This window comes from Geodermatophilus ruber, from assembly GCF_900114385.1.
GTDB classification, from domain to species: Bacteria; Actinomycetota; Actinomycetes; order Mycobacteriales; family Geodermatophilaceae; genus Geodermatophilus; species Geodermatophilus ruber.
On the sequence record NZ_FOSW01000022.1, the window covers coordinates 36,634 to 46,019 of the forward strand.

10 protein-coding genes are annotated in these 9,386 nt (G+C 73.8%); 3 read left to right on the forward strand and 7 right to left on the reverse strand.

Annotation, left to right across the window (positions count from 1 at the left end):
* Window positions 1-2 precede the first annotated feature (2 nt).
* Window positions 3-893: a Gfo/Idh/MocA family protein gene (locus BMZ50_RS25130; protein ID WP_091329926.1), complete on the forward strand. Its 891-nt coding sequence runs from the start codon at window positions 3-5 to the stop codon at window positions 891-893.
* Window positions 894-1,013: 120 nt separating this feature from the next.
* On the opposite strand, the gene BMZ50_RS23030 is transcribed toward BMZ50_RS25130, so the two are convergent.
* From BMZ50_RS23030 to BMZ50_RS23060, 7 genes are all read right to left on the reverse strand, one after another.
* On the reverse strand, window positions 1,014-1,517 hold the full coding sequence (locus BMZ50_RS23030; RefSeq protein ID WP_091329928.1) for a hypothetical protein: 504 nt from the start codon (window positions 1,515-1,517) through the stop codon (window positions 1,014-1,016).
* A 413-nt stretch (window positions 1,518-1,930) separates the two neighbouring features.
* Window positions 1,931-2,512, reverse strand: coding sequence for a DUF6318 family protein (locus BMZ50_RS23035; protein WP_177212953.1), 582 nt, complete (start codon window positions 2,510-2,512; stop codon window positions 1,931-1,933).
* Window positions 2,513-2,617: 105 nt separating this feature from the next.
* Window positions 2,618-2,986, reverse strand: coding sequence for a VOC family protein (locus BMZ50_RS23040; RefSeq protein WP_143087265.1), 369 nt, complete (start codon window positions 2,984-2,986; stop codon window positions 2,618-2,620).
* A 9-nt stretch (window positions 2,987-2,995) separates the two neighbouring features.
* Complete coding sequence (locus tag BMZ50_RS23045; protein WP_091329933.1) at window positions 2,996-3,688, reverse strand: haloacid dehalogenase type II; 693 nt, start codon at window positions 3,686-3,688, stop codon at window positions 2,996-2,998.
* Window positions 3,688-5,331 carry a phospho-sugar mutase gene (locus tag BMZ50_RS23050; protein ID WP_245753823.1) on the reverse strand — a complete coding sequence of 548 codons (1,644 nt, stop codon included), beginning with the start codon at window positions 5,329-5,331 and terminating at the stop codon, window positions 3,688-3,690. The genes BMZ50_RS23045 and BMZ50_RS23050 overlap by 1 nt, the downstream gene beginning before the upstream one ends.
* Window positions 5,328-6,149 carry an NAD-dependent epimerase/dehydratase family protein gene (locus tag BMZ50_RS23055; RefSeq protein ID WP_091329935.1) on the reverse strand — a complete coding sequence of 274 codons (822 nt, stop codon included), beginning with the start codon at window positions 6,147-6,149 and terminating at the stop codon, window positions 5,328-5,330. Before BMZ50_RS23055 ends, BMZ50_RS23050 begins: the two co-directional genes overlap by 4 nt.
* The gene (locus tag BMZ50_RS23060) at window positions 6,146-6,958 is read right to left on the reverse strand and encodes a purine-nucleoside phosphorylase (RefSeq protein ID WP_177212954.1); all 813 of its coding nucleotides are present in this window, start codon (window positions 6,956-6,958) and stop codon (window positions 6,146-6,148) included. The genes BMZ50_RS23055 and BMZ50_RS23060 overlap by 4 nt, the downstream gene beginning before the upstream one ends.
* Window positions 6,959-7,062: 104 nt before the next feature.
* Between BMZ50_RS23060 and BMZ50_RS23065 the strand changes: the two genes are divergently transcribed.
* The gene (locus BMZ50_RS23065) at window positions 7,063-8,247 is read left to right on the forward strand and encodes a glutamate--cysteine ligase (RefSeq protein ID WP_091329937.1); all 1,185 of its coding nucleotides are present in this window, start codon (window positions 7,063-7,065) and stop codon (window positions 8,245-8,247) included.
* Window positions 8,244-9,386 (forward strand): amidohydrolase (locus BMZ50_RS23070; RefSeq protein ID WP_091329939.1); only part of this gene is annotated, 1,143 nt, incomplete at its 3' end. The genes BMZ50_RS23065 and BMZ50_RS23070, both read left to right, overlap by 4 nt.

Here is a 9,386-nt window from a genome sequence, read left to right on the forward strand (position 1 = left end):
GCATGCGCGTCGGCGTCCTCGGCACCGGCCACTGGGCGCGCACCGTGCACGCGGCCGCACTGGCCACCCACCCCTCGGCCGAGCTCGCGGGGGTGTGGGGCCGGGACCTCGCCAAGGCGAAGGCGGTCGGCGCCGAGTTCGACGTCCCCGGCTACGCGGATCTCGACGCCCTGCTCGCCGACGTCGACGCGGTGGCCGTCGCCGTGCCGCCGTCCGTGCAGGTGGGTCTGGCCGAGCGGGCCGCCGCGGCGGGCAGGCACCTGCTGCTGGAGAAGCCGATCGGGTTGTCGCTGGCGGAGGCCGACCGGGTCGTGGCGGCCGCGACGTCGGCCGGTGTCGCGTCGGTCGTGTTCTTCACCTTCCGCTTCCAGCCCGGGACGGCCACCTGGCTGTCGCAGGCGGCCCGGACCCGTCTCGCCGGCGGCGCGGGCTCCTGGCTCAGCGCGCTGGCCGGCAGCCCGTTCGACTCGGCCTGGCGGCGCGAACACGGCGCGCTGTGGGACATCGGCCCGCACGCGCTCTCGCTGCTGATGCCCTCGCTCGGCCCGGTCACCGCGGTGCAGGCCGGGGCCGGCGCGGGCGACACCGTTCACCTGGTGCTGCAGCACGCCACGCCCGGGGTGGCCTCGACGCTGACGCTGTCGCACACGGTGGCGCCGATGTCGACGGGCATCGAGTTCTTCGTGCACGGGGACGCCGGTCGGGTGGTGCTGCTGCCTGACACCGAGCACCCGGTGGAGGCGCTGCAGGTGGCGGTCGACGAGCTGGCCGCGGCGGCGCTGACCGGGGGCCGGCACCCCTGCGATGTCGGGTTCGCGCGGAACGTGGTGGCGGTGCTGGCCACCGCGGAGCGGGCGCTGGAGTCCGGCTGCCGGGAGCTCGTGGAGGGCTGAGGGCGGTTCGGGCGAGTGCGGCTTCGAGGGTGCGGCTTCGGGGGTGCGGCTTCGGGAGTGTTTCTCGTGCTTCGGGAGCCCTGCAGGACTCCCAGAGCACGGGAAACACTCGTAGAGCATTCAGTCGTACGGGTTGGTGAGCACCGGGCGGGCCTGCAGGACCGTGAACGTCACCGGCGGGCCGTCGGTGGTCGTTGTGCCCGGGACGTCGGCGCTGGCGCCGCCGTTCACGCTGAACGTGCCGCTCCAGGTGGTGGTCAGGGAGGCGGTGTAGGTGCCGCTTCGGTAGTCGTGGGTGACCGTGTGGTCCGGATACGGGGCCCCGGGGTCGGTGGTGGTGAGCTCGGCGCCGTCGCCGGTGTGCCAGGTGAAGCCGGTGGCGGTGGCGACGATGTCCACGGTGAACCCGCGGATGGTCACGGTGAACGTCTGCGTGGTCTGGCTGCCGTCGGTGAAGAAGATGACCGGCAGGCCGGCCAGGCCGTTGCCGGGTGGTTGCTGCTGGGTGACCAGTTCGGGCAGTGGGAGCGTCTGGAAGTAGCGGAACACCTCCCCCGGTGACGGCGGCGGGTTCAGCGCCGTGATGTCGACGCAGTCTCTGGCGAACGATAGCCAGCCACCCACGGCGCTCCCCGGAGCGGCGCCCAGGGGGTCAAATCCATCCACGGTTGTGCCGTCGGACTGAACTAGCCTCTGGCGCTCGAGGACGAGCGTCTGTACGACCCGATCTGGGGGCGCTGTACACAGGACCTCGTCATCTGCCCGGCACACGTCGCCAGCTTCGATGTCTACCTGGCATGTGGTTCGGAGCCTGTAGATATACGGCTGTTCTCCGGAGGCCTCATTGCTTGCGATCCATCGACCATCAGGTCCCTGGTAGGCGTACGTTGCCGTAAGGGCCCCTGCTCCGATGCCCACGTTCGGGCCATCGCAGTGGATGCGGCAAAGGTGCTCGTCTGCCTCGGCGCCTTGAATCGTTAGTCCGAGCGTCCATGCCGGTATCGCCAGCAAGAGAAAGAGGACCTTCAACCGATTGCTCATCCGAGTGAGAGTTGGGTTGAAATCCAGCATGTCCGGTTGTTGTCCCACTGAAGAGTAATGCTAGAGAGGAGAGCTGGGTAAGCGCTGAAACTAAGCTCGGGTACTGGTTGGTCGGATTGGTCGACGACTGTGAGCGCGGCCAAATCAACCCGGAACGGGATTTCGGCTGTCCTCTCTCGTACTAGTGGCCGCCCGATCTCTGTAAGCGTCAGTGCCCCACCTTCGTAGTGGTAACCCGCTGCGGCGTCATTCTCCGTATCGGTCGCGACACGGTCGCATTCCGTGCAGCCGTCGCTGAATTCGCGGAGGGGAGCTGCGTCCATCACGGTCGACGTCCGGTTGATGAGGTCGATGTAGTACCGGACGAAGGCTTCGGCGCCGGCGGCGTCCTGGGTGCGAGCCTCGTCGGGCATCGGCAGATCGGCAGGGCCGAGGGGTGGGAGCGCGGCCTCGGTGGGGCTCGCCTCGGCGCTCGCGCTGGGCAGGGTGTCACTCGCCTCCTGCTTGTCCGAGCAGCCGCTCAGCACGGCCGCCCCGGCCGCGAGGCCCGCCACCAGTCGCATCCAGCGCCGTGTCACGTCGTCCCACCCCCGATTCGATCACCGGTCGCCGGGAGACTACGGAGCTCGGGAAGGTTCCGGCATCCTGCCTGTGGACATTCACCCGGTCAGCGGGCGGAGTGCTCAGCCCTCCAGCTCGTACGCGAGCCCGTGCCGCGGTTGGTAGAGCAACAGCCAGCCCGCCCCGGGCACCCGCACCGACGTCACCAGCCCGAATCCCTGGTCCTGCACCTCGTCGCGCACCTCGACGCCCCGGGCGCGCAGGTCGGCGACGGTCGCCTCGATGTCGTCGCACATCAGCGAGGCCTGGTGGAACGGGACGGATGCCGAGCGCTCGCCCGGCTCCTCCGCAGTGGGGTGCACGCCCAGCTCGCCCGGCGGGGTCTTGAAGATCAACCACCCCCGCCGGCGTCCAGCGACGGCCACTGCAGCACGTCGCGGAAGAACCGCGGGGTCGTCGGAGTAGACGATGGTGTGGAACCCGGTGATCACGGCCGCGCCCTAGGCTCCGAGCCGGTCGGCCAGCTCCTCGAACGAGGACACCGACAGGTCGGCGTCCGGATCGCTCGCCGGCGGCACCTGCCGCCCGCCGAACTCGTCGGGCCGGTGCACGTAGGCCGTCCGCAGGCCGCGCCTGCGGGCCGCCGCCAGGTCGTCGACGTGCGCAGCCACCATCAACACCTGCGCCGGCTCGAGCGCCAGCAGCCGGGGAGCGGAGTCGTAGACCTCGGCGTCGGGCTTGTAGTGCCGCACGATCTCCGCCCCCAGCACGAGGTCCCACGGCAGGCCCGCCCGGCGGGCCATGTCCACGATCAGCGCCACGTTGCCGTTGGACAGCGGCGCGAGCACGTGCGACTCCCGCAGCCGGGTCAGCCCCGGGACGACGTCGGGCCACGGGTCCAGCCGGTGCCAGGCGAGCACGAGCTCGTCGCGCACCGGCCGCGGGACCCCGGGCACCCCCAGCGAGGCCAGCACCTCGTCGAGGGAGGAGCGGTGCAGCTCGTCCAGCGGCGTCCAGGGCAGCTCGCCCGATCGCACCCGTTCCATCGACGGCACGTACTGCCCGCGCCACCCGTCCGCCAGGGCGGGGGCGTCCACCGCCGGTCCCAGCAGCCGGCGCGCCTCGCGGGCCACCCCGCCGCGCCAGTCCACCACCGTGCCGAACACGTCGAAGACCAGCGCGCGGACGTCCATCACAGCCCCAGCCCGGCAGCCATCTCGGCGCGCAGCTGGTCCAGCTCGTCGGCGCCCCGCCCGCGCGCGGCGATCAGCCCCGCGTCGTCGTGCACCGGCACCACCGTCTCCAGGTAGGCCTTGAGCTTCGGCTCGGTGCCGCTGGGCCGCACGATCACCCGCACCCCGTCGCCGAGCAGCCGGACGGCGTCCACGGCCGGCGTCTCGAACAGCAGGTCGGAGAACGCCACCTCGCGCCCCAGCAGGTGCGACGGCGGACGGCTGCGCAGCCCGGTCATCATCCCGGCGATCCGCGAGAGGTCCTCCACCCGCACCGACAGCTGCCCGGTCACGAACAGCCCGTGCTCGGTCGCGAGCTCGTCGAGCCGGTCCAGCAGCGTGCGGCCCGACGCCTTGAGCTCCGCGGCCAGCAGCGCGACGGCCAGCGCCGCGGAGATGCCGTCCTTGTCCCGCACGACGTCGGGGGCGACGGCGTACCCGAGCGCCTCCTCGTAGCCGAACACCAGCGGGTCCTCGGGAGTGCCGGCACGGACGATCCACTTGAACCCGGTCGGCGTCTCGGCGAACCGCACGCCGGCGGACGAGGCGAGCGCGTGCAGCAGCGACCCGCTCACCAGCGACGCCGCATAGGTGCCGCGCACGCCGCGGCGCAGCAGCCAGTCGGCGAGCAGCCCGCCGACCTCGTCGCCGGTGAGCTGGCGCCCACCGCAGACCACCGAGCAGCGGTCGGCGTCGGGGTCCTCGGCGATCGCCACGTCCGCACCGACGCGCTCGGCCAGCGCCGTCAGCAGGTCGACCGCGCCGGGCTCCTCCGGGTTCGGGAAGGCCACCGTCGGGAAAGCGGGGTCGGGGGCGTCCTGCTCGGGCACGCTGACCGGCGGGGCGAACCCGGCGGCCGCGAACACCGCGCGCGTGGTGTCCGCGCCGACGCCGTGCATGGCGGTGTAGGCGACGACGAGGCGGTCGCGGTCGGGCACGCGGGAAGGCTCGAGCGCGTCCACCACCGCCGCCACGTAGTCGGCCGCGACGTCGTCCCCGAGCGTCAGCCAGTCGTCGGACCGCGGCACCTCCCGCGCCGGTCCGGCGCCCGCGATCGCCGCCTCGATCTCCCGGTCCGCCGGCGGCACCAGCTGCGCGCCGTCGGCCAGGTAGACCTTGTAGCCGTTGTCGTCGGGCGGGTTGTGGCTGGCGGTGACCATCACCCCGGCCGCGCAGCCCAGGTGCCGGACGGCGAAGGACAGCACGGGCGTGGGCAGCGGCCGGGGCAGCACCTGGACGGCGAACCCGGCGGCGGCGAGCACCGCCGCGGACACCTGGGCGAACTCGTCGGAGCGGCGGCGGGCGTCGAACCCGATGACCACCCCGCCCCCGGCGTGTCCGGAGTCGGCCAGGTACCGCGCCAGCCCGGCCGCGGCGCGGGTCACGACGGCGGCGTTCATGCCGGACGGCCCGGCGCGCAGCGGCCCGCGCAGCCCGGCCGTCCCGAAGGTGAGCGGGCCGGCGAAGCGGCGCTCGAGTTCCTCGACGTTCTCCGCCTCGATCAGCGCCTCGACCTCGGCGCGGTCCCCGGGGTGCGGGTCGGCGTCGGCCCAGTCCCGGGCGGCGTCGAGCAGCCGCATGTCCCAGCCCGAGAGCTCGCTCATCGCACCTCGAAGTGCTCGGCGTCGAACGACGGCAGCGTGTACTGCCCGCCCACCAGCCGGTGCACCGGGTCGGAGAGGTCGGGCTCGCCCTCGGCCACGATCAGCGCCGCGGCGAACGCCTCGGCGTCGTCGGCCGGCTCGTAGCCCAGCGCCCGGGCCGCGGCCGGGTCCCACCAGCTGCGGGTGTTGGCCGACACGCCCCAGACCACGGCGAAGCCGGGGGAGGGGGCGCTCAGCGCGGCGTCCACCAGGGACACCTGGTCGGCCGGCGAGAGCCAGGTCGACAGCATCCGGGTGCTCGTCGGCTCCGGGAAGGCGCTGCCGATCCGCAGGCAGACGACGTCCATGCCGTACCGGTCGGCGTAGAGCGAGCCGAGCGCCTCCATCGCCACCTTGGCGACGCCGTAGTAGGTGTCCGGCCGCGGCGGCGCGTCCTCTTCGCGGAGCAGCCCCTCGGCCGGCCGCGGGGTGTACCCGGTGGCGTGGTTGCTGCTGGCCAGCACGACGCGGGAGATCCCGGCCCGCCGGGCGGCCTCGAGCACGGAGTAGGTGCCCTCGATGTTGGCGTGTGAGATCGCCGCCCAGGTCGACTCGCCCGAGATGCCGGCCAGGTGCACCACCGCGCTCGCGCCCTGCGCGGCGTCCTCCATCGCGACGAGGTCGGTGACGTCGGCGACGAGCTGCTCCTCGCCGGGGCGGGCGTCGGTCACGGGGACGACGTCCAGCGACCGCAGGGCCCAGCCGCGCTCGGGCAGCCCGCCGCGCAGCACCGTGCCGATCCGCCCGGCCGCGCCGGTGAGCAGGACGGGCGCGCTCATGCCAGCCGCCCCACGAACTCGACGAGGAACTCCCCGAGCCGGCCGGCCGCGGCCTTGCCGGCGGCGAGCACCTCCTCGTGGTCCAGCGCCTCACCGGTGATCCCGGCCGCGGCGTTGGTGACCATCGACAACCCGAGAACCTCCATGCCAGCGGCGCGGGCGGCGATCGCCTCCAGCGCCGTGGACATGCCCACCAGGTCGGCCCCGAGCGTGCGCAGCATCCGGATCTCGGCCGGCGTCTCGTAGTGCGGGCCGGGCAGCGCCGCATACACGCCCTCGGTGAGCGCCGGGTCGATCTGCTGCGCCAGCTTCCGCAGCCGCGCGGAGTACAGGTCGGTCAGGTCGACGAAGGTGGCGCCGACCAGCGGCGAGCGGGCGGTCAGGTTGAGGTGGTCGCTGATGAGCACCGCCTGCCCCACCCGGTGCTCGGGGGCCAGCCCCCCGGCGGCGTTGGTGAGGACGACGGTGCGCACGCCCGCCGCGGCCGCCGTCCGGATGCCGTGCACCACCGGCTCCACGCCCCGGCCCTCGTAGAGGTGGGTGCGGCCGAGGAAGAGCAGCACCCGGGCGTCGCCGACGCGCACCGAGCGGATCTCCCCGCCGTGGCCGACCGCGGTCGGGGCGGCGAACCCGGGGAGGTCGCCGATGGCGACGCTGCCCTCGACGGCCCCGAAGGCGTCGGCGGCCGGAGCCCAGCCCGAGCCCATGACGATCGCGACGTCGTGGCCGTCGCCGAGGGCGCCGGTGAGGCTCTCCGCCGCGCGGGCGGCCAGGGCGGCGGGGTCGGTTCCGGCGGGGGTTCGGCTCACCGGGCGACGCTAACGCAGAGCCCGGACGCCGGCCGCGGCCACGCGGGCGCCGGCGGTGATCCGCGGCCGGGCCGGGTGCGGTGATCGTCCCTAGACTTCCCGGGGTGCAGATCCCCTTCCGGTCCTCCGAACGCGCCAGCCTCGGCGTCGAGTGGGAGTTGCAGCTCGTCGACCTCGAGACCCGTCAGCTGACCGCCGGGGCGGTGGAGATCCTCGAGGAGCTCCGGCCCGAGGGCGCCGAGGACCACCCGAAGGCCAAGCACGAGCTGCTGCAGTCGACCGTCGAGATCATCACCGGCGTCTGCACCACGGTCGCCGAGGCCAAGGCCGACCTCGCCGGCACCCTCGCCGAGGTGCGGGCCGCCGCCGGGCGTCGCGGGCTGGACCTGATGTGCGCGGGCACCCACCCGATCACCGACTGGCAGACCCAGCAGATCTCGCCGAAGGAGCGCTACCTCCAGCTGGTCGAGAAGATGCAGTGGCTGGCCCGCCGGCTGCAGATCTTCGGGGTGCACGTGCACGTCGGCGTCCGGGCGCCGGAGAAGGCGATCCCGATCGTCAACGCGCTGACCCAGTACGTGCCGCACTTCCTCGCGCTGTCCGCGTCCTCCCCGTACTGGGTGGGCTGCGACACCGGGCTGGCGTCGGCCCGCTCCAAGGTCTTCGAGGGCATGCCCACCGCGGGGCTGCCCTACCAGCTGTCGGGCTGGGACCGTTTCGAGGAGTACATGGACACGCTCATCTCCACCCACGCCATCGAGAGCGTGCGCGAGGTCTGGTGGGACATCCGCCCGCACCCGGACTTCGGGACCGTGGAGCTGCGCATCTGCGACGGGCTGCCCACCCTCGACGAGATCGGTGCGGTGGCGGCGCTCTCCCAGTGCCTGGTCGAGCAGTTCGACACCCAGCTCGACCGCGGCTACATCCTGCCGGTGCCGGCCGGCTGGGTGCTGCGGGAGAACAAGTGGCGGGCGGCCCGGTACGGCCTGGACGCCGACATCGTGGTCGACGAGAAGGGCACCGTGCGGCCGGTGCGGCAGGCGATCAGCGACCTGGTCGAGGAGCTCGAGCCCGTCGCCCGCCGGCTCGGGTGCGAGGCCGAGCTCGCCGACGTCCACCGGATCCTGGCCGTCGGGGCCTCCTACCAGCGGCAGCGGGCGGTGGCCGCGGCCTCCGGCGGCGACCTGCGCGCGGTCGTGGACAGCCTGGTCGCCGAGCTGCGCGACGGCCTGCCGGTGGCCGGCCCCGCCGGCGCGCCGAGCACGCCCGCCGGGGGCCACGCCGCATGACCGAGTTCCCGGAGAAGCTCGGCACGGCGGTCGACGACTGGGCCGGTGACCGGCACTCGCAGCTGGTCGCCGTGCGCCGGCACCTGCACGCTCACCCCGAGCTGGCCTTCGCCGAGTTCGAGACGACGTCCTTCCTCGAGCAGCAGCTGCGCAACGCCGGGCTGACCCCGAAGCGGCTGCCCACCGGCACCGGGCTGGTGGTGGAGGTCGGCTCCGGTGATCCGGTGGTCGTGCTGCGGGCCGACATCGACGCGCTGCCCCTGGCCGACCTCAAGGACGTCCCGTACGCCTCCACCCGCGAGGGCATGTGCCACGCCTGCGGGCACGACGTGCACAGCACCGTCGTCCTCGGCGCCGCCCTGGCCCTGGCCACGCTCGACGACCTGCCCGGCACGGTCCGCTGCGTCTTCCAGCCGGCCGAGGAGACGGTCCCCGGCGGCGCCACCGAGGTGGTCGCCTCCGGGGTGCTCGACGGCGCCTCCCGGGCCTTCGCCCTGCACTGCGACCCGTCCCTGCCGGCCGGCTCGGTCGGCCTGCGCACCGGGGCGATCACCGCGGCCTGCGACCGGATGGACGTCACGCTCACCGGCCCCGGCGGGCACACCGCCCGCCCGCAGCTGACCGTCGACCTGGTCGACGCCCTCGGCCGGCTGATCACCGACCTGCCCGCGCTGCTGTCCCGCCAGGTGGACCCGCGCGCCGGGATGTCACTGGTCTGGGGGGCGGTCAACGCCGGGGTCGCGGCCAACGCGATCCCGCAGCGGGGCCTCCTGCGCGGCACCGTGCGGGTGCTCGACCGCGACACGTGGCACGAGGCCGAGACGCTGCTGCGCTCGCTGGTGGAGCGGGTGGCCGCCACCACCGGCGCCGAGGTGGAGGTCGACTACATCCGCGGCGTCCCGCCGGTGGTCAACGACCCGCGGTCGGTCGCGCTGCTGCGCGCGGCGACGCTGGAGACCGTCGGTCAGGACGGGCTGCGGCTCTCACCGCAGAGCATGGGCGGCGAGGACTTCGGCTGGTTCGCCGACGTGCTGCCGATCGCGCTGGCCCGGCTGGGCACGCACGGCGGCGGCGCCCCGCTGGACCTGCACCGCGGCACCTTCGACGTGGACGAGCGGGCCATCGGTGTGGGGGTGCGG

Excerpts from the sequence above, each read along its gene's own strand:
- BMZ50_RS25130 (WP_091329926.1), top strand. The coding sequence starts at position 3 with ATGCGCGTCGGCGTCCTCGGCACCGGCCACTGGGCGCGCACCGTGCAC.
- BMZ50_RS23045 (WP_091329933.1), bottom strand. The coding sequence starts at position 3,688 with ATGGACGTCCGCGCGCTGGTCTTCGACGTGTTCGGCACGGTGGTGGAC.
- BMZ50_RS23050 (WP_245753823.1), bottom strand. The coding sequence starts at position 5,331 with ATGAGCGAGCTCTCGGGCTGGGACATGCGGCTGCTCGACGCCGCCCGG.
- BMZ50_RS23055 (WP_091329935.1), bottom strand. The coding sequence starts at position 6,149 with ATGAGCGCGCCCGTCCTGCTCACCGGCGCGGCCGGGCGGATCGGCACG.